Annotated in this window: 24 protein-coding genes and 1 pseudogene; 8 read left to right on the top strand and 17 right to left on the bottom strand. The window is 71.4% G+C overall.

The genetic code is table 11. From position 1 onward, the window contains the following. The 3 genes from AQJ64_RS49610 to AQJ64_RS12190 all read left to right on the top strand — a co-directional run. Nucleotides 1-189, top strand: a 189-nt coding sequence (locus AQJ64_RS49610; protein WP_338059987.1) for a GIY-YIG nuclease family protein, incomplete at its 5' end; no start/stop codon positions are given. Between the two features lie 590 nt (nucleotides 190-779). Next, the gene (locus AQJ64_RS49010; RefSeq protein WP_157880985.1) at nucleotides 780-950 is read left to right on the top strand and encodes a hypothetical protein; all 171 of its coding nucleotides are present in this window, start codon (nucleotides 780-782) and stop codon (nucleotides 948-950) included. A 164-nt stretch (nucleotides 951-1,114) separates the two neighbouring features. Continuing rightward, nucleotides 1,115-1,492 carry a hypothetical protein gene (locus AQJ64_RS12190; RefSeq protein ID WP_055635261.1) on the top strand — a complete coding sequence of 126 codons (378 nt, stop codon included), beginning with the start codon at nucleotides 1,115-1,117 and terminating at the stop codon, nucleotides 1,490-1,492. Between the two features lie 363 nt (nucleotides 1,493-1,855). On the opposite strand, the pseudogene AQJ64_RS45600 reads toward AQJ64_RS12190, so the two are convergent. Beyond that, a pseudogene (locus AQJ64_RS45600) lies at nucleotides 1,856-2,266 on the bottom strand (NUDIX domain-containing protein); the annotation flags it as partial. Between the two features lie 139 nt (nucleotides 2,267-2,405). On the opposite strand from AQJ64_RS45600, the gene AQJ64_RS12195 reads away from it, so the two are divergent. Together AQJ64_RS12195 and AQJ64_RS12200 are read left to right on the top strand one after the other, a co-directional pair. Beyond that, nucleotides 2,406-2,813 carry an NUDIX hydrolase gene (locus AQJ64_RS12195; RefSeq protein ID WP_055635260.1) on the top strand — a complete coding sequence of 136 codons (408 nt, stop codon included), beginning with the start codon at nucleotides 2,406-2,408 and terminating at the stop codon, nucleotides 2,811-2,813. A gap of 87 nt (nucleotides 2,814-2,900) precedes the next feature. After that, nucleotides 2,901-3,362, top strand: coding sequence for a hypothetical protein (locus AQJ64_RS12200; protein ID WP_055635259.1), 462 nt, complete (start codon nucleotides 2,901-2,903; stop codon nucleotides 3,360-3,362). Nucleotides 3,363-3,386: 24 nt separating this feature from the next. Here AQJ64_RS12200 and AQJ64_RS12205 read toward each other — a convergent pair whose 3' ends face one another. The 6 genes from AQJ64_RS12205 to AQJ64_RS12230 form a co-directional block, all read right to left on the bottom strand. Then, a complete protein-coding gene (locus AQJ64_RS12205; RefSeq protein WP_055635258.1) occupies nucleotides 3,387-4,121 on the bottom strand; it encodes a ferritin-like domain-containing protein in 735 nt (244 codons plus the stop codon). A gap of 99 nt (nucleotides 4,122-4,220) precedes the next feature. Then, on the bottom strand, nucleotides 4,221-4,979 hold the full coding sequence (locus tag AQJ64_RS12210) for a hypothetical protein (RefSeq protein ID WP_059202619.1): 759 nt from the start codon (nucleotides 4,977-4,979) through the stop codon (nucleotides 4,221-4,223). A gap of 197 nt (nucleotides 4,980-5,176) precedes the next feature. After that, nucleotides 5,177-6,031, bottom strand: coding sequence for an ABC transporter permease (locus AQJ64_RS12215; protein WP_055637358.1), 855 nt, complete (start codon nucleotides 6,029-6,031; stop codon nucleotides 5,177-5,179). Continuing rightward, a complete protein-coding gene (locus tag AQJ64_RS12220; RefSeq protein ID WP_055637359.1) occupies nucleotides 6,028-7,008 on the bottom strand; it encodes an ATP-binding cassette domain-containing protein in 981 nt (326 codons plus the stop codon). The genes AQJ64_RS12215 and AQJ64_RS12220 overlap by 4 nt, the downstream gene beginning before the upstream one ends. 200 nt (nucleotides 7,009-7,208) lie before the next feature. Then, the gene (locus tag AQJ64_RS12225) at nucleotides 7,209-7,808 is read right to left on the bottom strand and encodes a PadR family transcriptional regulator (RefSeq protein WP_055637384.1); all 600 of its coding nucleotides are present in this window, start codon (nucleotides 7,806-7,808) and stop codon (nucleotides 7,209-7,211) included. A 204-nt stretch (nucleotides 7,809-8,012) separates the two neighbouring features. Further along, nucleotides 8,013-8,450, bottom strand: a complete 438-nt coding sequence (locus AQJ64_RS12230; RefSeq protein WP_055637360.1) for an ester cyclase — start codon at nucleotides 8,448-8,450, stop codon at nucleotides 8,013-8,015. A gap of 221 nt (nucleotides 8,451-8,671) precedes the next feature. Between AQJ64_RS12230 and AQJ64_RS12235 the strand changes: the two genes are divergently transcribed. Both AQJ64_RS12235 and AQJ64_RS12240 read left to right on the top strand, forming a co-directional pair. Continuing rightward, a complete protein-coding gene (locus AQJ64_RS12235; RefSeq protein WP_055637361.1) occupies nucleotides 8,672-9,529 on the top strand; it encodes an NAD(P)H-binding protein in 858 nt (285 codons plus the stop codon). Between the two features lie 16 nt (nucleotides 9,530-9,545). Beyond that, nucleotides 9,546-10,274 (top strand): class I SAM-dependent DNA methyltransferase, encoded by a 729-nt coding sequence (locus AQJ64_RS12240; RefSeq protein WP_055637362.1) that lies wholly within the window; start codon nucleotides 9,546-9,548, stop codon nucleotides 10,272-10,274. Nucleotides 10,275-10,301: 27 nt separating this feature from the next. On the opposite strand, the gene AQJ64_RS12245 is transcribed toward AQJ64_RS12240, so the two are convergent. The 4 genes from AQJ64_RS12245 to AQJ64_RS12260 all read right to left on the bottom strand — a co-directional run bounded on the left by AQJ64_RS12245 (nucleotide 10,302) and on the right by AQJ64_RS12260 (nucleotide 13,999). Next, entirely contained in the window at nucleotides 10,302-11,930 is a 1,629-nt protein-coding gene (locus AQJ64_RS12245; RefSeq protein WP_099054092.1) for an FAD-binding oxidoreductase, read from the bottom strand. A gap of 82 nt (nucleotides 11,931-12,012) precedes the next feature. Then, a complete protein-coding gene (locus AQJ64_RS12250; RefSeq protein ID WP_079061611.1) occupies nucleotides 12,013-12,549 on the bottom strand; it encodes a nitroreductase family deazaflavin-dependent oxidoreductase in 537 nt (178 codons plus the stop codon). Nucleotides 12,550-12,681: 132 nt separating this feature from the next. Then, nucleotides 12,682-13,524, bottom strand: a complete 843-nt coding sequence (locus AQJ64_RS12255) for an AfsR/SARP family transcriptional regulator (protein WP_055637364.1) — start codon at nucleotides 13,522-13,524, stop codon at nucleotides 12,682-12,684. Nucleotides 13,525-13,564: 40 nt separating this feature from the next. After that, nucleotides 13,565-13,999: an ester cyclase gene (locus AQJ64_RS12260; protein ID WP_099054091.1), complete on the bottom strand. Its 435-nt coding sequence runs from the start codon at nucleotides 13,997-13,999 to the stop codon at nucleotides 13,565-13,567. A 202-nt stretch (nucleotides 14,000-14,201) separates the two neighbouring features. Between AQJ64_RS12260 and AQJ64_RS12265 the strand changes: the two genes are divergently transcribed. After that, the gene (locus AQJ64_RS12265) at nucleotides 14,202-15,062 is read left to right on the top strand and encodes a class I SAM-dependent methyltransferase (protein WP_055637365.1); all 861 of its coding nucleotides are present in this window, start codon (nucleotides 14,202-14,204) and stop codon (nucleotides 15,060-15,062) included. A gap of 852 nt (nucleotides 15,063-15,914) precedes the next feature. Here AQJ64_RS12265 and AQJ64_RS12270 read toward each other — a convergent pair. From AQJ64_RS12270 to AQJ64_RS12295, 6 genes are all read right to left on the bottom strand, one after another. After that, complete coding sequence (locus tag AQJ64_RS12270) at nucleotides 15,915-16,970, bottom strand: acyltransferase domain-containing protein (protein WP_055637366.1); 1,056 nt, start codon at nucleotides 16,968-16,970, stop codon at nucleotides 15,915-15,917. Further along, complete coding sequence (locus AQJ64_RS12275) at nucleotides 16,967-18,073, bottom strand: ketoacyl-ACP synthase III family protein (RefSeq protein WP_079061612.1); 1,107 nt, start codon at nucleotides 18,071-18,073, stop codon at nucleotides 16,967-16,969. Before AQJ64_RS12275 ends, AQJ64_RS12270 begins: the two co-directional genes overlap by 4 nt. Beyond that, nucleotides 18,070-18,348, bottom strand: a complete 279-nt coding sequence (locus AQJ64_RS12280) for an acyl carrier protein (protein WP_055637367.1) — start codon at nucleotides 18,346-18,348, stop codon at nucleotides 18,070-18,072. Before AQJ64_RS12280 ends, AQJ64_RS12275 begins: the two co-directional genes overlap by 4 nt. Before the next feature lie 197 nt (nucleotides 18,349-18,545). Continuing rightward, nucleotides 18,546-19,769 carry a ketosynthase chain-length factor gene (locus tag AQJ64_RS12285; RefSeq protein ID WP_055637368.1) on the bottom strand — a complete coding sequence of 408 codons (1,224 nt, stop codon included), beginning with the start codon at nucleotides 19,767-19,769 and terminating at the stop codon, nucleotides 18,546-18,548. Continuing rightward, nucleotides 19,766-21,037: a beta-ketoacyl-[acyl-carrier-protein] synthase family protein gene (locus AQJ64_RS12290; RefSeq protein ID WP_055637369.1), complete on the bottom strand. Its 1,272-nt coding sequence runs from the start codon at nucleotides 21,035-21,037 to the stop codon at nucleotides 19,766-19,768. The genes AQJ64_RS12285 and AQJ64_RS12290 overlap by 4 nt, the downstream gene beginning before the upstream one ends. Next, nucleotides 21,034-21,417 (bottom strand): antibiotic biosynthesis monooxygenase family protein, encoded by a 384-nt coding sequence (locus tag AQJ64_RS12295; protein WP_055637370.1) that lies wholly within the window; start codon nucleotides 21,415-21,417, stop codon nucleotides 21,034-21,036. The genes AQJ64_RS12290 and AQJ64_RS12295 overlap by 4 nt, the downstream gene beginning before the upstream one ends. Between the last annotated feature and the right edge of the window lie 76 nt (nucleotides 21,418-21,493).

The following is a 21,493-nucleotide window of genomic DNA, read 5'->3' on the forward strand; positions in this document are numbered from 1 at the left end:
ATGGCGGACAACGCGCGGGTGTCTTGGATCGAGCAGAGCGAACCGTGGGACCTGGAGTCGCAGCTCATCTCCCAACTCGATCTTCCGCTGAACCTCGACCAGAACCGCCACAACGCGTTTCACAGTCGCTTGAAGGAGCTACGGGCCCAAGCGCGTAGACGAGCAAGGGAGTTGCCTATCAGCTCGTAGGCCCACAGCTGGGCGACGGGCCGATCTCTGCGCCGTCCCTGGGCCGTCCGAGGTCGCTCAACGTTCGGAACAGGCGAAGCCGTCGTGTACCGACTCTGCGCAGTGTGCCGTTCCGGCCGGCGCACGTCTTTCTCGGACGGGGCGACAGCGAGACACGGGTGGATTTGTAGCGGCCCGCCGAGTGTCGCAAGGCGTCGGCGAACGCACCACAGACGCAGCAGATATGGCGGAGAGCAGCGGGGATCCACGGTGAAAGCCGACGGCACCGGCGAGGGTGCAGGTCAGCCGTCAACACAGGTCAGCGCCCCCACACACACATACAAAATGCCCGCAGCTTCCCAAGCCGAGAGCGCGAGTTCGATTCTCGTCACCCGCTCCATGGGGAAGCCCCAGGTCGACGACCCGAGGGTTCGTTGCCGTCTGAACCGGTGGGCGAGGCGTCCGCCCTGCCTCGGGCCCGGCCGTCACGTCCCGTTGCCGCTTGTCGTCGGAGTGCCGATGGGGCAGCGCTGCCCTCTCGGAGGACTGACCGGCGCGCACCGCCGTGTCCTTGGGGAGGGCAGCGGACCGGATGCCTGTGGACGAACCACGTGAACGGCGCCGTGCGGGACCGGAGCGTTTGCGGCCACGGCGGCTTCGGCCGCACCACCGAGACGGCCGTCGCCCCGGCCTTCGGCCCGAGGACGATGAAGCTCTTCGTGGACGTGGACATCGATCAGATGATCTTCCGTACGACCAGCGGGAGCATCCGCGACGAGTAGCGCGGCCACGCCGGCCGAGACTGGGCGGGCCGTCCGCAAGTGGCTTTGGCGCATGGGGAGTTCGCGACGGCAGCACATGCTGACCCCGGCTATGCTGCCATCTTGTCATGTCCGCCACTATTAGCGGACAGACTCGTACAATTTGCCGAGTTCTTGGAGGTTCGATGAAGTCCGTCATCCAGAAGGTCGCCGGCTTCGCAGGGGTGAGCGTGGCCGTCGCGGCCATGTCCGTGACCGGCGCATCCGCAGCCCACGCGGAGTCCCCTACCCAGGGCTGTCCGTACCCCTATGTCTGCTTCTACGTGGACAACGACGCCTTGCTCGCGGGCACGCCGATCTCGAAGTACAAGGACGTCACCAGTTCCTATCAGACGGTCACGCCCCGGCCGCACTACGGGGTCCTGAACACCCGGAATGACGACGTGGTGTATCTGCGGCTCCAGAGCGGGGGCTCGATCTGCCTTTCGCCGAACAGCCAAACCGTGTTCGCCAACGCCTACGTCGTCACCGGAATAAGAATCTCCAGCAGCTCGACGTGCTGAATCCGCTGGAACGGCCGAGGTGTGCGTGATCGCGCCCGCCGCCGGGCGACGGGCAGGGCCGCGTCGTTCTCGCGGTTGCGTCCGGCTTGCTCACGTGATGCCCGGAGGGGTGAGCAAGTAGGAGGGTTTGCCGCCGTGGTGGCGGAGGCCCGCGGCGATGCCGGTGCGGCCGGCGAGCCGGAGTGTGCCGATGACCATGCCTCGGGGCGGCCATCACCCGGGACGCGGTGCCGCTTCTCACGCGGTCCATGGACTCGTCCCGCCTGATCCGGCACGTGCAGGGTCCGTGACCCGCCGCATTCCGGTTGCCAAGGGGCCTACGAAGCCCTGTGCGCAGGTTCCGCATCCTGCCGGGGGCACCCGTCATGAGGTGCCCAAAGACCCCGCCATCAGTGGAAACGCCGAGGGTGGGGTCTCGTGTGTGTAGGTGCGTGCCGCGCGGCGCTGCGGGCGTCTCCACGGGATCCGTCGTGTGGCGGCAGCTCTCGGACAGCCCATCCATGCGACTCGTACCGGTGAGAAGTTGCCCAGGTCGGGATCGTCGAGCTCAGGGCCGCTGCGGCGGTTGGGATCGGTGTCCAGCACTTCAGTGCGGAAGTAGTGCTGTACGACGGTGACCTTCCCGCCCGGCTCGGTCAAGGTCAGGGACTCGGTCGCAGGGCCGATCGTGGCACCGGTCTCTTCCATCACTTCGCGGCGTAGAGCCGCCTCAAGGTCGGCGTTCTCGGCCTCGACGCCGCCGACGACGGTCGTGTAGTCGGGGGTGGTGCCCGGCCAGCCCGGCGAAGAGGCCCGGACCGCACGGACCGGATCGGGGAACGGCCGAGCCCGGCGGGCCCGCTGCCCCGCTGTTCGTCCGGCTCGGTGCGCGGAGCGTGCTGACGCGGGGGATGGCCTTCGCTACGGTCCCGTCATGGCGCATGGCGACGGCGTGCCGGAGAAGGTGGCGTGGGTCCTGGTTCGGGACGGCCTGGTGTTGGTGACACGTAGTCACGGCAGGGATCGCTTCTACTTCCCCGGTGGTCGTCGTGAGCCGGGCGAGTCCGACAGCGAGACCCTCGTGCGGGAGATCGACGAGGAACTGCGGGCGGCGATCGAGCCCGGTTCCATGGTGCACTTCGGCGCGTTCGAGATCGGCGAGGGCCATCCGGAGCACGGCCCCTTCCGGATGATCTGTTACACCGCCGATCACCGCGGTGAGCTGACCCCGTCGCGGGAGATCGCCGAGAAGGCGTGGTTCCGCCATGCCGATCGGGACCGGGTCTCGGCCATCGACGAGATGGTCTTCGACGCGCTTCACGAGGCCGGGCGGCTTTCCTGATCCCGTGACCGCTGTGCGGCGGCGGAGTAGAGCAACCTCGGTGGCAAAGCCCCGCCCTCGGCAGGCTCGCGTGTCTACGATCGCCCGGTGAGCTACGACATCCACTTCTTGAGGCGACGTGACGGGCAGTCCTGGGACGAGGTCCTGGAGGCGATGGAGGATGCGGCGGCCGAGGGCGGCGAGGCGATGTCCGTCCGTGTTCTCGAAGCCTGGGATCGCACAGTGCCGCAGGCTCGGACCCTGCTGGGCGCAGTGGAGATCACGGCGGACGGGCAGGAGTCGAGGGAGTTGAGTGACTCTGGCACCGGCATCGATCTGTCCGTGTTCGGTGACGAGGTGAGTATCAGCGTGCCCTACTGGCATGCCGGGGACGATGCCGCGGCGGTGGTCGGGAAGGTGCTCGCTCTTGCTGCCGTCGTCGAGAAGGAGACCGGGCTGACTGCCTACGATCCCCAGGTGGAGCGTCCGCTCATGGAGACACCGCCCCAGGGCGTGGTCGGACTGATGTCGCGGATCACCGAGGATCTGCGCGGCCGCTACGGCGGTTGATCACCGGCGGCGGCGGTTGTGGTGTCAGGCCGCGCCCGTCCACGCGTCCGGGCGGGGCGACAGTATCGCGGAGACCACCGCTCGGGACGAGGTCGCTGCATCGGCCACGAAGCGCAGGCGGCCGATGTCGAGGCGTCGTAGTGCTGGACCGTGGTCGGCGGCGACGGCGAGGGAGACCGTGGGCAGGAGGAGTTGCCACAGGGCCATCAGCGGGCGGCGTATCGGGCGGGGCAGCTCGGTCAGGGAGGCGTGCAGTCGTTCGCAGTGGAACGGGACGTGGCGCTGTTCGTCGGACAGGATCCGGCCTGCCACGTCGGAGGTGAGAGGGTCGTTCGTGCCCTCGCGCAGGGCGCGGTAGTAGCGCAGTGCCACCACTTCGGCGACCGTCAGCACCAGCAGTTCCCTGCGCAGGCCCATGAGTCGCCGCAGTCGGACGAAGGCCGTGTCGCTCCAGTGGGTCGCCAGCGTCGGTCTGCCGCCGGCTGCCAACAGGGGAGCCAGCAGGCGGGCGTGGTTCCGTTCCTCGGTGACGAAGAGGCGGACTGCCGGTCCGTAGTCGGTGTCGCCGGCCTCGTCCGCTTTGGCGAGCAGGCCGGCGCCGTCACCGTTCTCGCCGACCTGGAAGCGCTGGATGCCGGCCCACACCGCCGGATGCAGCGTGGCGCTCCGCGCCCAGTCCGGGTCGCCCTGGGCGTGCCTGCGCTCGCGCTCCTCCTCGAATCGCCTTGTCCACTTGGCGCAGTCGCCGCCCCTGTGCACCCCGTCTCCCCTCTCCGGGGAACAGTCACCTTGCCCCCGGAGAGGGACGACGCCGACGAACGGCAGACCGTTCCCCTGAGGCCCGCCGCCGCCCACAGGTCAGTAGCGGTGGCCGGGCCAGTGCGGATCCGTCCAGCGGTCCTCGTCGGTGAGTCCGAGCAGCCGTATGCGGTGCTGGAGATCGACCGGCGCGCCCGATGCCCGCAGTCGCGTCGCGGCGTGGCCCAGCAGCCAGGCGACCAGGTCGGCGCGGAGTTCCTCCTCGTCGTGCTCGTGCCAGCCCACCCTCCACGGCAGGCTGTCTCCCAGGAGCTCGTACTCCCATTTCTCTGCCGCCTCGGCGAGGCGTCGGTCGCTGAGGTGTCCGGTCTGCTCTTCCCAGTCGGCGAGCCAGGGGCCGAGCGTTCCGGACGCCTCGGCGCACAGGACGAAGACCTGGTGCGCCGGGACGGCCGCTTCCGGATCCGTGAGGCTCTGCACCCACCAGGCGTGCAGGAACTCCCGTACCGCGTCGGCCTGTTCGGCGGGCCATTGTGGCCAGCGGGCCCGGGCGAAGGAGTCGCCCGCCTCCTCCAGTCCGTAGGTGTGGTCCGTACGGCCGGTGACCAGGGATGTGGCGAACTGCGGGAGGATGCGGCGCAGCACGGCCGCGTGATCGGTCCAGTCGATGGCCTGCCAGGTCCGGCGCAGCAGGTCCGGCTCCAGTTCCACATCCGGCGTTTTCAGGAGGGAGAGTTCTTCCGGACCTCCCCAGTGGCATTCGCAGTTGTGCTCGTCCGGGTGTGCGGTCATGCCGTGGAAGGTGACGGAGAGGTTCTCCAGGGCGGCGGTGAGGCGGCCGTGGGCGGCGGGATGCATGAGGTGCCCAGCCTTCGAGGACTCCGGAGGGCTTCCGCCGGCCGAAGATCGACATCGTACACGGCGGGGCGGAACGCGGAACGCGGAAGCGGCGGCTCCGGGAAAGGGAAGGGGGAGCCACGGCAGCTCGGGGACGGCCGACGGGGGGGACAACCGAAGCGCCGGCTGCCGTGGCTCGTTCGGGGGGGGGGGTGGGGTCAGGTGCGGCTCTTGGCCCGGTAGAGGTACATCGTCAGCGGGGCGAAGATGGCCGTGATGACCGCGCAGGCCAGCAGGACCCAGCCGATGTCGGAGCCGTTGGCGTCGCCGTGGATCAGGCCGCGTACGGCGGTGGCCGCGTTGCTGACCGGGTTGGCCTTGACGATCGCCTCCATCCAGCCGGGCATGGTCTCGGGCTCGACGAAGATGTTGCTCGTGAAGACCAGCGGGAACATGACGAGCATGCTGGAGCCGGACACCGTCTCGGGTGCCTTGGCGACCACGCCCAGGGCGGCGAAGATCCAGCTCACGCTCACCGCGAAGACCAGCAGCAGGAGCATCGCGGCCAGGACGCCGCCCACTCCGCCGTCGGGGCGGAAGCCGAGTGCCAGGCCGACGGCCATCGTGGTGCACAGCGCCAGCACGTAGCGGACGATGTCGCCCAGGAGGCTGCCCACGATGGTGGCCGGCTGCCAGAACGGCAGGGTGCGGAAGCGGTCGTAGATGCCCCGGGTGATGTCCATGTTGAGCGCGGTTCCGGTGTAGACCGTCGGCATCACGACGGTCTGCACCAGGACGCCCGGCAGGAAGTACTGGAGGTACTCCTTGGTCGATCCGGCGAACGCGCCGCCGAAGAGATAGGTGAAGGTGAGCAGGAAGATGATGGGCATGAGGGTGACGTCGAACAGGACGGCCACGCCGTAGTGCTTCATCTTGCGCATCGTCCGCCAGGCCGAGACCCGTACGGCGGTCAGCGGGTTGGGGCGGGAGGGGCGGATCTGACTGGTGAGGGCCTTGCGCAGGGCGTCGGCGGGGACGCCCGCGGTGGCCGTGGTCTCGGATGTGACGGTCATGCCGCGTCCTCCTGGTCGGTGCTGCTGTCTTCCGCGGGGCGGCCGGTCAGGGCGAGGAAGACCTCGTCGAGGCTGGGCCGGCCGAAGGCGAAGTCCGAGACGGCGATCTCCGAGCGGGCGAGTTCGGCCAGGGCTCGGGCCACCCTCTCGTGGTCGTCGGTCCGTACGGACAGCGAGAACGGGTCGGACTCCTGGAAGACCGGCGAGGCGAGGGCCCGGGTGAGCAACTGGGAGGCCTCGGGGCGCTGTTCGGCGTTGACGAGCCGTACGTGCAGGGCTCCGGTGCCGACCGACGACTTCAGCTCGCCCGTGGTGCCCTCGGCGATGACCCGGCCGTGGTCGATGACGGCGATCCGGTCGGCGAGCTGGTCGGCCTCGTCCAGGTACTGCGTGGTGAGCAGGATCGTGGTGCCCAGGGCCACCATGGCCCGCACGCTGTCCCACACCTGGTTGCGGCTGCGCGGGTCGAGTCCGGTGGTCGGCTCGTCCAGGAAGAGCAGGTCGGGGGTGATGACGAGGCTGGCGGCGATGTCGAGCCGGCGGCGCATGCCCCCGGAGAAGGTCTTGGACTGCCGTCCGGCGGCCTCCGTGAGGTCGAAGGCCGCGAGCAGTTCCTCGGCCCGGTCCGCCGCCTGGGCGCGGGAGAAGCCCAGCAGCCTGGCGAGCAGGGTCAGGTTCTCGGTGGCGGTGAGGTCCTCGTCGATCGAGGCGAACTGGCCGGTGAGGCTCACCCGGCTGCGGACCGCCTCGGCCTCCTTGACCACGTCGTGCCCGAGGACCCGGGCGGTTCCGCCGTCCGGGGTCAGCAGGGTGGACAGCATCCGGATCGTCGTCGTCTTGCCCGCTCCGTTGGGCCCCAGCACGCCGTACACGACGCCCTGGGGGATGACCAGGTCGACGCCGTCGACGGCACGCTTCTCACCGAAGACCTTGACGAGGCCCGACGTCTCGATGGCAAGAGTGGATGGCGAACTCAATCTGTGACTCCTTGGTCCTGATGCGCCGCGAGGGGCTGTGCGCCATGACTGGCGTACCGGGAGGGCCCCGAGGACGAGCGGGAGGGAAAGAACGGCACTCCGGTTCAGTAATCAAATTTGACCACTAGCCTCAAGCTAGGGCACGGGAGGCCCACTATGCAAGTTTGATTAGTGAGGTACTCGAAGTCCCGTCCGCTCGGCTACGGCTCGACCGGGGTCCGCCAGGCTCCCGGCATCCCGAAGGCTTCCTCGTGCTCTCCCGCCATCTCGTACTCCCCGGACGTCAGCCGTTCCAGCAGCTCACGGGTCCACTCCACGCCCAGGTCGACGTACCGCGTCCGCATCGTCCACAGCTCACCCAGGTGCGGTGGCGGCTTCCCGGCCTCGGCCGCCTCGGGATCCTTGCGCAGCACCGCGCCCTGCCCCTCCAGGACGGCCAGCCGGGTGGAGAGCGCGCAGACCGCGCGGTCACGGGTGAGCGCGGGCATCAGGGCGAGGCCGGCGCTGAGCATGTCGTCGCGGTGCTCGGGCCGTTCCAGGGCCTCGACGAGCAGCCGGAAGAACTCCTTCTCCCCCTCGGGCATCACGCTGTAGTCCACCCGCCCCGGCCAGTCCGCGATCTCGGTGGCCGCCAGCAGGCCGCTCTTGGCCAGCTGGCGCAGGGCATGGTAGATCGAACCGGGTTTGACGTTGGCCCAGTCGTCGATCCCCCAGGACAGCAGCTCGGCCCGGACCCGGTAGCCGTGCGCCCTGCCGAAGCCGCGGACCACCCCGAGGACCAAGAGCTTCGTCGCCGTCATCGTCACCCCGTTCTCTCCGGTGCGGCGATCCGGCCGCCTGCCGCCCGCCTGCGCGTCAGCATAATGAGCGGCCGCGGCGTGGCGGGGGCGCCGGACGCGGGCCGATCCGGGACACGGCCACCCCGGCCCGAGGATGCGGGACCCACCCGCACCCCCGGGCTCCGCCGGTGGACCGGCACCCCGGCGGGTGAACATCCGGGCAGGTCAGGCGCTTGCTTCCAGCTCCACCTTCGGCACGTCCGGCAGCTTGCCCAACTGGACGAGCAGGGGGCGCATGTTGATGACGTCCCAGTGCTCCACGACCTTGGCGTCGGCGAAGCGCAGCTCCTCCACCAGGTGCCAGCTGACGGGCTGTCCGGTCGGCTTCACGCCCATGAACTCGTTCTGGTGGGTGGCGGTCACCGTGATGCGCAGGGTGACCCGGTCCTCCTCGGCCATGATGCTCTTCACCTCGAGCTGGAGATCGGGGAACGCCTTCAGCCCGGCCTCCATGAGCTTGATCATGTCGGCGGAACTCACCTCGGTGTCCTCGGAGTAGTGCACGATGTCCGGCGACCAGTGCTTGATGATCCCGCTCAGGTCCCATCGGTTCCAGGCGGCGACCATTTCCAGACACAGCGCCTTGCGCTCGGCCAATGACATGGCGATTCCTCACAGTCTCGCGGACGATGTCCCGCCAGACTGCCCCCGACCCGCATGAGAACGGCTGCAGGATCGCTCCAGTCCTCCTGGAGCGGCGCGGGCGGGTCCGGATCCATCGGGGCTCACGGGGTCCTCTAGCCCGGCACGACAGCCTTGGCCTCCTGGAATCGCCTCTTCGGCCAAGTGCCGGGGAGCACCGCTTCGTTCGCCGAGGAGGGACCTTGAACATCCTGTTGACCGGTGCCACGGGCAAGGTCGGCCGCTATGTCACGGAGGGCGTGCTGGCCCGGGGGCATCGGGTGCGGGCGCTCACCCGGACCCCCGGGGCCGCCGCGCTGCCGGCCGGTGTCGAGGTCGTCCGGGGCGACCTGGAGCAGCCGCAGACCCTGCCGGCCGCGCTGGACGGGATCGACCGGATGTATCTCTTCCCGGTGCCCGGGACCGCCCACGAGGTCGCGGCGCTGGCCCGGAAGGCGGGGGTCCGGCACATCGTCGTCCTGTCGTCCAGCTCGGTGCTGGAGGACGAGAGCAATCCCAGCCACCAGCACCACCGCACGGTCGAGCGGGCCGTCGAGGACAGCGGGGCGGACTGGACCTTCGTACGCCCCGACGAGTTCGCCGGCAACGTGCTCTGGAAGTGGGGGGAGTCGATCCGTACGGAGAACGTGGTGCGCACACCGTACGGGAGGGCCGCCCGCGCGATCGTCCACGAGGCCGACATCGCGGCGGTGATCGTGGCCGCGCTGCTGGAGGACGGTCACGCGGGCGAGCAGTACCTGGTGACGGGGCCCGAGGCGCTGACGCAGATCGAGCAGGTCCGCACCCTGGCGAAGGCGATCGGCCGGGAGATCCGCTTCGAGGAGCTGAGCCGGGCGGCCGGGCACGAGGCGATGAGCCAGGTCATGCCGCCCCCGGTCGTCGAGATGCTGCTCGACTACCTCGCCGAGTCCGTGGTCACCCCCGGCCCGGTGACCGATGCGGTGCGGAGGGTCACGGGCCGGGAGGCGCGCACCTTCGCGAGCTGGGCCGCGGACCACGCCGACCGTTTCGTCGCCGATCGTTCCGGCAGTGCCGGCTGAAGGAGGGGGATTCGCCATGTACGGACCCGGGATGGCCGAGATCTACGAGTTGCTCCACGAGTCGCGCGGCAAGGACTACCGGGCGGAGGCCGCCACCGTCGCGGGGCTCGTCCGGGCGCGCAATCCGCAGGCGGCCTCGTTGCTGGACGTCGCCTGCGGCACCGGCGCGCATCTGCGGCACTTCGCCGACCTCTTCGACAAGGTCGAAGGGCTGGAGCTGTCCGACGCCATGCTGACGATGGCCCGCACCGCGGTGCCCGCCGCCGTCCTGCACGGCGGCGACATGCGCGACCTCTCCCTGGGGCGCTCCTACGACGCGATCACCTGTATGTTCGGCTCGATCGCCTATCTGCGGGACACCGCCGAACTCACCGCCACGCTGCGGTCGTTCGCGGAGCACCTGGCGCCGGGCGGGGTCGTGGCGGTCGACCCGTGGTGGTTCCTGGAGACATCCCTCGAACGCCATGTGAGCGGGGACACGGTGACCGTGGGACGGCGGACGATGACCCGCGTCTCGTACACGGAGCGCGAGGGGCACACCTCGCACATGGTCGTGCACTACGTGGTGGCCGAACCCGACAGCGGGGTACGGCACTTCGCGGAGAAGCACGCCCTGACCCTCTTCACGCGGGCCGAGTACGAGGAGGCCTTCACCCGCGCCGGTCTGCGGGTCACCTTCGTCGAGGGGATCCAGTCGGGCCGCGGCCTGTTCCTCGCGGGCCGGGCCGAGGGCGGGCCGCGCTGAGCGGACCCGCCCTTCCCCGGGTCGCCGTCAGTCGGGCAGTCGTACGGACAGCGCGTGCCGGAAGACGTTCCGGGGGTCCCAGCGGGCCTTGACCTTCTGCAGGCGCGGGTAGTTCCCCTTGTAGTAGAGGGTGTGCCAGGGCACTCCGGAGGTGTTCCACCGCGGGTCGGTCAGATCGATGTCGGGGTAGTTGATGAAGGTGCCCTCGGTACGGTCGTCGGGCACCGGGACACCGCCGGTGGTGGCGAAGACGTCGCGGTAGATCTCCCGGATCCAGGCGAGGTTGGCGTCGTCCTGCGTGGGATCCATCCAGGTCGCGGACATCCACACCTTGATGATGGAGTCGCGCTGGGCGGTGGCGGTGGCCGTCTCCGGCACGGAGTTGACCTTCGCGCCGTAGGAGTAGAGCGAGACCTCGCCCCACACCTGGGAGTCGGCGCTCAGATAGCGGTAGAGGGTGGCGGACTGGGCGGCGGTCCACGGCTTGCGCAGATAGGCGCCCTTGGACTTGGTCCGGTCGAAGCCACCGGTGTCGAACTTGTTGGCCAGCGTGGCCCGCAGCCACGGCTCCGTGCTCCGCTGGACGGCGGGCTCCACCCCCGTGCCCTCGTTGATCGCGGCCACGAACTCGTTCAACAGCCCCTCGGCGCCGTCGAGTCCGCCGTCGATCTGGACGTCCAGCAGGATCTGGCCGGCCGCCCGGCTGTTGAGGTAGAAGACGCTGTGCAGACTGGCGTACGGGGTGTCGGCGACGCTGTTGCGCTGGTGCCAGGCCCCGTGGTTGTCGATGATCCGGGTGAACGCCTTCTCGGTGAGGGCGGACCAGTCCCAGGTCACGAGGTGTCGCAGGGTGGACTCGGGGGCCTTGGGCAGCAGGGCGGAAGGGTCGTTGCCGGTGGCCCCGGGGGTGCGGAACCAGTACCGGGTGACGATCCCGAAGTTGCCGCCCCCTCCCCCGGTGTGGGCCCACCACAGCTCACGGTTGGGGTCGCTCGCGGCGCTGGTGGCGACGACCTTGCGGGCCCGGCCCGAGGCGTCCACGACGACGACCTCGACCGCGTGGAGGTGGTCGGCCACCACTCCGTCGCGGCGGGAGAGCGGGCCGTAGCCACCGCCGAGGACATGGCCGCCGACGCCCACCTGGGGGCAGACGCCGGCCGGGATGGTCACGCCCCAGTTGAGATACAGGCTGCGGTACGTCTCCCCGAGGGTGGCGCCGGGCTCCACGGCGAACGCCCGCTTGGCGGGGTCGTAGCAGATCTGTCTCATCTCGGACATGTCGATGACGGCCCGGACGGCGGGGTCGTCCACGAAGCCCTCGAAGCAGTGGCCGCCGCTGCGCACGGCGATCCGCCGGCCCGCGTCCAGGGCCCGGTTCACCGCGTCGACGACCTGGTCCGCGGTGTGCACGACGTACACGGCGTCGGGGTTGCCGCGGAACCGTCCGTTGAAGCCCCTGCTGACCAGGTCCCGGTAGCGCCGGTCCGTCCGGTCCACCTGGACGAGTCCGGTCGGGGCGCCGCACGCGCCGCCTTCCGCCGCTGCCGGGACGGCCGCCTCGGCGGTCGCGGCACCCGGTCCGGCCGTGCCCACCACGGTGGCCCCGCCGACCGCTGCCGCGGTGCCGAGGAATCCGCGGCGCGTGAATTCGTTCAACACAGTAACCCTTTCATTTCCCTGCCATGACGTTTCTCCGCCACAGGCGGTTACAGCTTTACGGCTGTACGGCTGTACGGCTTTACGGCTTTACGGGCTCCAGGATCACCACGGGGATTTCCCTCGTGGTTTTCTTCTGGTAGCTCTTGTACTGCGGGAAAATGCCCGTCATGAGCTTCCAGAGTTCCGGCTTCTCCTCGGCGTTCGCGGTGCGGGCGCGCACATCGAGATGCTCCTCGCCGATCTGGACATGGGCCTCGGGCGAGGCGACCAGATTGAGGTACCAGAGCGGATGCTCGGGCTTTCCGCCGTTCGAGCCGACCACGATGACGTTCTCACCGTCGCGGCCGTAGATCACCGCGGTGCGGCGCAGGTTTCCCGATTTCCGGCCGCGGGTGGTGAGGAGCAGGGTGTCGAGGCCGTACCACTTCTGCCCCTCCTTGCCGCCGCTGCCGTCGTAGCGGCGGATGTGCGCAGCGACCCAGCCCGTCGGGCTGTCGATGGGCGTCTCACCCTGCTGTTCCGACTGTCCCGGCTGTTCCGGCTGTTCCGGCTGTTCCGGCTGTTCCGGCTGTTCCGGCTGTTCCGGCTGTTCCGGCTGTTCCGGCTGTTCCGGCATGAGACCAGACCTCCCGAGCTAATCAAATTTGTCTAGCCACCCTAGCGACGCCGCGCCCGGCGACGCAATCAAATTTGAATACCGCTCCGTCGCCAGGCGGCGGTCAGGAGTCGGCGAGGAGTCAGTGAGGAGTCAGTAGGGGCGTCCCCCGCCGAACGCGGTGGCCGGCACGGCGACCGGGGCCCGGCCCGCGGCGAAGCGGGGCTCGAAGTCGGTGTCCGCGTTCAGGACCGCCTGGTGCAGCCGCTGCACCTGCGGCCCCGGCTCCAGACCGAGCCCAGCGACCAGCGCACCGCGCAGCCGGTGGAAGACCTGAAGTGCCTGGGCCCTGCGCCCGCTGAGATGGAGGGCCCACATGTACTGGCCGTGCAGGCCCTCGTGCAGCGGGTTCTCGACGGTGAGAGCCGCCAGCTCGGCCAGCACCTCGCGGTACATGCCGAGCCGCAGCTCCACGTCGATCAGGTACTCGAAGGCGGCGAGCCGGGACTCCTCCAGCTGCCGGCGCCTGCTCTCCAGCACCCGCCCGGCCGGTACGTCCACCAGCGCGGGCCCCCGCCACAGCAGGAGCGCCTCGTTCAGGTCCCGCACCCCGGCCGCGTCGTCGCCGCGCACCAGGGCCTCACGGCCGGCGGCCGCCAGGCTCCGGTAGCGGTGGAGGTCGAGTGCCCCCGCCTCGGCGGCCAGCAGATAGCCGCCGGCCCGGGTCACCAGGACCTCGCGGGCCACCTCGTCCGTGGTCAGCCCGGTGATCGCGGCGAACATCTTGCGCAGATTCAGGATGTACGTCTGGAGCGTGGTCAGACCGCTGACGGGTGGATCGTCGTCCCACAGATCCCGCACCAGTGACGGCACGGGCACCACCTGCCCCGTGTGGACGAGCAGCATCGCCAGTACGTTGCGCAGTTTCGGGGCGCTCGGAGCGGTCGACTCCCCGTTCACCCGCACGTACAGCGGCCCCAGTACACCGAATTCCATCGCGCTTCCCCCCTGCTTCCCGGCGTCCAGGAACCCGCTGTCACGGGCGGCGGTGCTCCTTCTCCGGCCACGGCTCACCGAGCTGGCGGTAGGTGCCCTGGTAATCGGGCCAGTCGCGGTGGTGGTGGATCTTTCCGTCGACGAAGTGGAGGAGGTGGATCTGCTCGCCGGAGAACAGCCGCCCGGTGGGCGCCATGCCGACCATCTCACCGACGTGCCGCCCGTAGAGCACCAGCCGGGCGCGCACCCAGTCGCCGTTCTCCTCCATGCCCACCTCTTCCAGGCGGGCGTCCTCGGAGAAGGTCTTCTTGACCCATGCGACATTGATCGCGAAAAGCTCCGGGCCGCGCAGCGAGGTGAATTCCAGAGTTCCCGGATTCATGTACTCCGGATGGATGTACTCGGCCACATCGTCCGTTTTCCCGGTGTTGTACGCCTCCACCAGGCGCCGAACGCTCGCTATCTGGTCGCTCACGTTTTTCCCTCCCGAATCGGTGCGGTACGTGACGGAATCAATTCTTAGGAGACGACACCATCGGGAGCAAGGGCCGACAGGCCTCCCACGGACTTCTTTGCGTTTTGTCCAGCCGCAGTCCAGTGGCGCTCCAAGACCCCTCCATCCGTGCCCGAGACAGGGCCGGAAAGGTGGGGGATCCACCGAGAGAGCGGGAGGGTCAGTGGACACGTCCACGTACAAATCCGAAGTGGCGGCCGCCTTCAACAGCGCTGCGGCGTCCTACGACCGGCTCGGCGTGGAGTTCTTCACTCCGATGGGCCGGCGCCTGGTGGAACGCGCGGCCCCCGGGGAGGGCGAACGGGTCCTCGACGTCGGCTGCGGCCGGGGTGCCTGTGTCTTCCCGGCGGCCGAACGCGTGGGGCCGGACGGCCGCGTGGTGGGCATCGACGTCGCCGAGGCGATGATCGAGGAGGCCGCGAAGGAGGCGTCGCTGCGGGGCGCCACCACGGTGGACCTGCGGGTGATGGACGGGGAGCACCCGGACTTCGCACCGCGCTCCTTCGACGTGGTCCTGGGCAGCTACAGCGTCATCTTCCTGCCCGACGCGCCCGCGGCCCTCGCCCGTTACGCGCCGCTGCTCTCGCCCGGCGGGCGGCTCGCCTTCACCAGCCCGGTGTTCAGCGACGACACCTTCCCCTTCCTGCCGCCGGTGTTCACCGAGCTGATCCCGCGCGAACTGCTGCTGGACCTGCCCCCGCAGTGGCAGCCCGAGCGGCTCCAGCAGCGCTTCAACAGCTGGCTCGCGGACCCGGCCGACCTCACCCGCACCCTGGAGAAGGCCGGCTTCCAGGAGGTGTCGGTCGTCGACGAGAGCGTCCAGCTGGTGGCCGAGTCGGGCCGGGCGTGGGTGGACTGGTCCCACACGCAGGGCATGCGCCTGCTCTGGAACCACCTCTCGGACGACAAGCGCCGGCAGCTGCGGGAGCGGCTGATCACCTCGCTCGACGCGATGCGGGACGGGGACGGGCCGCTCACGATCGACACGCCGGTGCGCTACGTCACGGCGACCGTACGCACCTGACCGCGCACGACCGACGCCCCGCCCCGCTGTGTTCACGGGGGCGGGGCGTCAGTTGTCTGCGGTCGGGCGGTCGAGCGCGGTCGGGCAGTTGGGGGCGGTCGGGCCGCCGTACGCGGTCGAGCGGCCGGGGGCTGTCGAGCGCGGTCAGGGTCGAGCGCGGTCGAGCGGTCGGGCGCGGTCGGGCCGCCGTACGCGGCCGAGCCGCCGCACGCGGTCGGGCATGGTCAGACGGTCGAGCGGTCGGACGCGGCCGAGCGGCCGGGCGCGGTCAGGCGGTCGAGCGGCCGAGCCGCCGCACGCAGTCGAGCACGGTCAGACGGTCGAGCGGCCGAGCCGCCGCACGCAGTCGAGCACGGTCAGACGGTCGAGCGGCCGAGCGCGGTCGAGCGGCCGAGCGCGGTCAGGCGGTCGAGCGGCCGAGCCGCCGCACGCAGTCGAGCACGGTCAGACGGTCGAGCGGTCGGACGCGGCCGAGCGGCCGAGCGCGGTCAGGCGGTCGAGCGGCCGAGCCGCCGCACGCAGTCGAGCACGGTCAGACGGTCGAGCGGCCGAGCGCGGTCAGGCGGCCGAGCGGCCGAGCCGCCGCACGCGGTCGGGCATGGTCAGACGGTCGAGCGGTCGGACGCGGTCGAGCGGCCGGGCGCTGTCGAGCGCGGCCGAGCGGCCGAGCGCTGTCGAGCGCGGCCGAGCGGCCGAGCGCTGTCGAGCGCGGCCGAGCGGCCGAGCCGCGGCACGCAGTCGAGCACGGTCGAGCGGTCGGACGCGGCCGAGCGGCCGAGCACGGTCAGGCGGTCGAGCCGGGGTCAGGCGGTCGAGCGGTCAAGCCGCGCACGCGGTCACGCAGTCACGCAGTCACGCGGTCAGGCGGTCCGGCGGTCCGGCGGTCCGGCGGTCGGGCGGTCGGGCGGTCGGGCGGTCGGGCGGGTGGCCCGCTGTCTCGATGCGGGCCATCGCGGCCTCCAGTGCGGACCGGTCCGTCTCCGGTGGGCCCGGCCGGGCCGGGAGCAGTGACACCACCGCACTGGTCCCGCGCCGGACGGCCGGGTGCCGGCGGGCCACCTGGGACAGGCCCTGCCCCGGCCCCACCTCCACCAGCAGATGGTCGCCGGTCGCCAGCAGCCCTTCCAGCGCGGGCCAGAAGAGCACCGGGGCCACCGGCTGGCGCGCCCAGAAGGCGGGGTCGTCGATGTCGGACCCGGTCAACGGCGCGGCGGTGTAGGCGGAGTGGACCGGCACGGACGGGGCGCTCCGGTCCACCGCGGCGAAGCGTTCGGCCGCGCCCCGGCAGGCGGGTTCGAGCACCGGGCTGTGGAAGGCGCTGAGCGACGGCACCCGGCGGCAGGTGAAGCCGGCCTCGCGCAGCGTACGGTCGACCTTGTCCAGCGGGCCGTCGGGGCCGGCCAGCACGGTCTGGCGCGGGGCGTTGACCGCGCCGACCACGACGTCCCCGCTCAGGTACGGCGTCACCTCCGCCGTGGACGCGGCGACCGCGAGCATCCCGCCGGGCGGGGCCTCGGCCAGCCGTCGCACCCGGTCGAGGACCAGGCCGGTCGCGTCCCGCAGGCCGAACACCCCGGCCAGTGTGGCCGAGGCCAGCTCCCCGATGCTGTGCCCCAGCAGGGCCGCCGGGCGCACGCCCCGGCTCAGCAGCAGTCGGCCCAGCGCGTGGTCCACGGCGAAGAGCAGCGGCTGTGAGCGGGTGACGTGGTCCATGTCCGTGGCGGGCCGTTCGGCGAGCCAGTCCTCGCGCAGCGGACCGCCCTCGGGGCCCGCCGCGTCGAAGAACTCGTCCATGGCCGCGGTGAACACCGGCTCGTGCCCGTAGAGCCCCGCCGCCATCCGCGGGTGCTGGGAGCCCTGGCCCGGCAGCAGCAGGGCGACGGGCAGCGGCCGTGCGGCGGCGGTCATACGGCGTCTCCGGTGTGTGTCGTGCCCGCCCAGGCGGGCCGTTCCAGCATTTCGACGACCGCGCAGGAGTAGGTGAACCCCGCGCCCACGCCCATCAGCACGACCAGGTCCCCGGCGCCCAGGCTCCCCGAGCCGACCAGGTGGTCGAACCCGGCGATCTGGTCGCCGGCGCCGAGGTGCCCGATCCCGCGGCTCCACTCCCAGGTGGTGCGGTCCTCCGCGATCCCGAAGCGGGCGAGGTACCCCGCCCGCAGCCGCTTGCGGCCCAGGTGGGGCAGGACGAAGCGGTCGACGTCGGCGAGTGCGACCCCGGCCTGGGCGAGGGCCCGTTCGACGGCGGCGTCCTGCGCGGCCCCGCTCGCCGCGATCACCTGGGTCACCCGGCGGGTGGCCAGGAAGTCCTTCTTGCAGGCGTCCAGGTCGACGACCGGCCGGTGGCTGAACGGGGCACTGCCGAAGGGGTCGTCGCCGCGGTGCATCCCCTCCAGCTCCGGTACGGAGACGGTGGCCAGGCCCCGGATCCGGGCGAAGCCCTCGCCCGAGGAGAGGACGAGGGCGGTGCCGCCGTCCCCGTAGAAGGTGCCCGAGTCGCTGCGCCAGCGGTCGAAGCCGGGCGGGCGGAAGGCGTCACCCGTCGTCACCAGCACGCGCCGGTCCACCTCGCCGGCCGCCGGGCCGGCCCGCAGATGGTCGAGGGCGAGCCCGAGCGCGGCCATGCCGCCGTTGGAGACCTGACCGACCTCGATCGCGGGGCACTGGTTGCCGACGGCGGTGCGCTGGACGTACGAGGCGGGCGCCCACAGGTCGTGCCCCTGGTAGAAGAAGCTGGCGTGCAGGATCAGCGACACCTCGGCGGAGCCGGAGCGCCCGAGGGCGGTGCGGGCGGCGCGGGCCGCCATCTCCGGCGCCGGCTCGTCCTGCGCCACGGCCACCGACACCATGCCGGTGGTCGTGGCCAGGGCCTCGTCGCACCGCCCGGCCGCGACGGCGTCCGCGACCGGTGTACGGGGCGGCAGCCAGGCCGCGCACCCCGCGATCCGGAGGTCCGGCGCCTGGGCCGCCACGCCGGGGGCGCCCCGCGCGCCCAGGCCCGCCTCGGTCATCCGGCGGCCTCCACCGCGGGCGTGCGGCCGGCGAGCGCGGCGTTGACGGCGTCGACGAACGCCGCCGGGGTCAGTGCCTCGCCGAGCGTGTCCTCGGGCAGCTCGACCCCGAAGCCGCGCTCCACCCTGCTGATCGCCTCCATCAGGGCCAGCGAGTCGTAGCCGAGCACGGAGAACTCCTGCTCCGCGGCGGCGCTCGACAGGTCGACGGCCTCCTCCTCGCCTGCGCACTCCCGCATGATCCGGAACAGGTCTTCCATGGTGAAAGCGGACATGACATCTCCAAGGGGCGGCCCCGTGGGCCGCGGTGGGGCCGGCCGCGTGCGGTGCGGCCGGACGGGCTGACGGGCTGACGGGCTGACGGGCTGACGGGTGGTGGATCGGACGCGTGGTGGATCGGACGCGTGGTGGATCGGACGCGTGGTGGATCGGATGCGTGGTGGATCGGACGCGTGACGGCCGGGGCCGGGACTCAGGCCACCGACGGGCGGCGTACGACCATGGCGCTGTTGAATCCCCCGCGTCCCCGGGCCAGGACGAGCGCGGCGTCTCCGTCCACGGGTCGGGGGGAGCCGGTCACCAGGTCGATGGCGTAGCCCGTCGCCGGTCGGTCGACATGGACGGTCGGCGGGACGACGCCGTCCCGCAGGGCGAACAGGGCGGTGACGAGGTCGAGCGGTGCGGCGCCCGAGTAGAGGCGCCCCGTCATGGTCTTGGGGACGGTGACCGGCACGCCCTCGGGTCCGAAGACCGCGGTCAGGGCCTGCGCCTCGACGCGGTCGGACTCCGGTTCACCGGCGCCGTCCGCGAGGACGAAGGCGATGTCGTCGGGGCGCAGACCGGCGTCGGCCAGCGCGCCGCGGACGGCCCGCTCCAGGTTGGCGGGGCGGCCCGAGCCGGGGCGGGGGTCAAAGGTGGCGGCGTACCCGCTGATCTCCCCGTAGCTGCGGGCCCCGCGCTCCCGGGCCCGCCGCGCGTCCTCCAGGGTCAGCATCGCCCCGCCCTCGCCCGGCACATGGCCGTCGGCCGCGGCGTCGAAGGGCAGGTAGGCGCGGGTCGGGTCCTCGCTGTCGCTGAGGATGCCGGCGGAGATCTGCGCGGCGAGACCGTACGGACACAGCGAGGCGTCCATGCCGCCCGTCAGCATCAGCGGGGTGCCCCCGCGGATCCGGCGCCGGGCCTGGGCGACCGCGTCGAGGCCGCCCGCCTGGTCGGTGACGACGACTCCGGTGGGGCCGCGCAGATCGTGCCGGATGGAGACCTGGCCCGAGTTGACCGCGTAGAACCAGGCGAAGGACATGTACGCGCTGACGTGCTTCGGGTCCTTGCCCCAGAGGTGGCCCAGTTCGCGCTGGCCGAACTCGAACCCGCCGGAGGCGCTGGCGGTGACCACCCCGCGTGCGTCCGCGGGCAGGCTGTCGGCGGTCAGCCCGCAGTCCGCGAGCGCCCAGTCGGAGCCCGCCAGGGCGAACTGCGTGGTGCGGTCGGTCTGCGGGACGAGACGGCTGGGGATGTGGTCACGCACCGAGAACCCGGTGACCTCGCCGGCCAGCCGGGAGGGATAGCGGGAGGGGTCGAAGTGGGTGATGCGGCCGATGCCGCTCTCGCCGCGCAGGGTCGCCGACCAGTACTCCTGCGCCCCGATCCCGTTGGGCGCGAGCACGCCGACTCCGGTGACCACGGCCGTGGCGGTCATGGCCGCCTCCCTTCCGTGGCGGTGAGCACCATCGCGCTCTGAAAGCCGCCGAAGCCGCTGCCCACCGTCAGCACGGTGTCGGTGCGCTGGTCGCGTGCGGTCAACGGCACATAGTCGAGGTCGAGTTGGGGGTCCGGCTCGTACAGTCCCGCCGTGGGCGGCACCACACCGTGCCGGATCACCAGGGCGGAGGCGGCGGCCTCGATGGAGCCGACGGCGCCGAGCGAGTGGCCGATGACGGCCTTGATGGAGCTGACCGGGACCCGGTGGGCGTGCTCGCCCAGGCTGTGCTTGATCGCGGCCGTCTCGTGGATGTCGTTCTGCCGGGTGGCCGTGCCGTGCGCGTTGACGTAGCCGACGCACTCGCGGTCGATCCGGGCGTCGTCGAGCGCGCCGGTGATGGCTGCGGCCATCTCCCGTCCGTCGGGACGCAGTCCGGTCATGTGGTGGGCGTTGGCGCGTGCGGCGAAGCCGGCGATCTCGGCGTAGACGTCCGCCCCGCGCCGCAGGGCGGACTCCCGCTCCTCCAGGACGAGGACGGCGGCGCCCTCGCCCAGGACGAAGCCGCTGCGGGTCCGGTCGAAGGGCCGCGAGGCGTGGCCCGGGGTGTCGTTGCGCGGCGAGGTCGCCTTGATGGCGTCGAAGCAGGCCACGGTGATCGGCGCGATGGGAGCGTCGCTGCCCCCCGCGATCATGATGTCGGCGCTGCCTTCCCTGATGAGTTCGACGGCGTGCCCCAGGGAGTCGAGGCCGGAGGTGCAGCCCGCCGAGATGAGCGCGGCGGGACCCTCCGCGCCGGCCTCCCAGGCCACTTCCGCCGCCATCGAGCTGGGCACGAAGTAGTCGTACAGGTACGGGGTGCCCGCCGCGTGGTCGACGAGCCACTGCTGCCCGCCGCCGCTGCGGGCGACGTACTCCTCCTCCAGTTTCTGGGTGCACCCCACGGCGGAGCCGAGACTGACGCCGGTCCGGTGCGCGTTGCTGTCGTCGATCTCCACGCCGCTGTCGGCCAGCGCCTCGCGTGCGGCGACCAGGGCGAACTGGGTGGCGCGGTCCAGCCGCGCGGTGTCACGGGCCGACAGTCCGGAGCGGGCCCCGTCGAAGTCGCATTCGGCGGCCATCCGGGAGCGGAACGGCGCCGGGTCGAAGGCCGTGATGGTCCTGGTCGCGGAGACACCGGAGACGATGCGTTCCCAGAACGCCTTGGTGCCGATACCGCCCGGGGCGACCACTCCCAGTCCGGTGACGACCACCCGGCGGGCCGTCATATCCTCTCCCCCGCGCCGGCCGTCCCGTCGAGCCCCGGACCCTCGGGTGCCGAGTCGCCGTCGCGGCGCAGCCGGGCCCGGTACAGTTCCGGCCGGCTCTCGCTCAGGGCGCGCAGCGCACCGGCGTGCGGCTTGAAGTCGGGGTGCGAGACGGCCGCGCGGAACGAGGCGGCGTCCTGCCACTCGGCGACGTTGACGTACTGGCCGGGCCGCTCGGTGTGCCGGCAGAGCGTGTGCCGGACGAAGCCCGGCTGCCGTGCCATGAACTCGGACGTCCGCGCGAACTCCCTCTCGAACACCTCGGGTTCGGCGTGCACGGTGAAGGTGTTCACGAAGGTCACGGCGCCGGCCTCCTTGGCTTCCGGCTCGTGATGCGTCATCAATGGCCTCCTCGTTGCCCGGTGTTGTCCCCGAGTCGCCAGGTCGGTTTCTGGCTCGTCCGTGTAACCCGGCCTC

The organism is Streptomyces griseoruber, assembly GCF_001514205.1.
Lineage (GTDB): Bacteria > Actinomycetota > Actinomycetes > Streptomycetales > Streptomycetaceae > Streptomyces > Streptomyces griseoruber.